Origin of the sequence: Mesorhizobium sp. M1A.F.Ca.IN.020.06.1.1, from assembly GCF_004023265.1 — a bacterium.
GTDB lineage: Bacteria > Pseudomonadota > Alphaproteobacteria > Rhizobiales > Rhizobiaceae > Mesorhizobium.
On sequence record NZ_RZSR01001487.1, the window covers coordinates 1 to 896 of the forward strand.

At 59.7% G+C, this 896-nt stretch carries 1 protein-coding gene; it reads left to right on the plus strand.

The genetic code is table 11. The features are described from left to right. On the plus strand, positions 1–800 hold an 800-nt coding region (locus EOA60_RS35050), incomplete at its 5' end, for a nucleotidyl transferase AbiEii/AbiGii toxin family protein (RefSeq protein ID WP_164899874.1). Positions 801–896 lie beyond the last annotated feature (96 nt).

Genomic DNA, 896 nt, shown 5'->3' on the forward strand with positions numbered 1-896 from the left:
GCGAACGTGATCCCGAGGGGGAAGGCATCAGCAGGAAGCAGGCTGGCAGGCTCATCGACGATCTCGTCGGCGACGTCGAAAGGCACATTGCGGGAAGGCTGCTGCCGGCCCTCCGTCTTGCGGTCGCCAAACACCTCGGCGAGCCGGCGAAGGACGAATGGTCCTTGGAAATCGACGCAGGCGATCCGCAGACCGTCAACTTTCACTATCCGACGGCGCTATCCGAGGAAGAGTATGAAGGCATGGGCTACATCACTCCGCGGGTGAAGCTCGAGTTCGGCGCCCGTGGCGATCCATGGCCTGCTGAGGAGAAAACAATACGCCCCTATGCAGCAGAGGATTATCCAGACTTTTTTGAGGATCCCGATTGCACCGTAACCGTGCTGTCGGCGCGACGGACGTTCTGGGAAAAAGCCACGGCACTGCATGCGGAGGCGCACAGGCCCGAGGAGTCGCCGACGCCGCAATATCTCTCGCGCCACTATTACGACATTGCGATGTTGCTTGACACCGAAGATGGAGAGGCCGCGGCCTCCGACTTTGAGCTGCTCGAGCAGGTCGCCCGGCATAAGGCAGTCTTTTTCCGCTCTGGCTGGGCGAGCTATGACACAGCGCGACCGGGAACACTGCGGCTGGTGCCATCTGACGCGCGGCTAAAGGACCTGCGCGCCGACTATCGCGACATGGCGCCGATGATGTTCGACGAGCGACCGCTTCCCTTCGAAGACATTCTCGTCCGCCTGAAGTCGCTCCAGGATACTGTCAATCGCTCATCCGAAGGCTCAGACCAGCCGAGATAGATTGCAATCGCCGCTAATTCCCAACCTACGCTGCGATGAGGGGGCACTTCTCGAAAACGTCGACGTTATCCAGCAGGAACATGTTCTGTATATGAT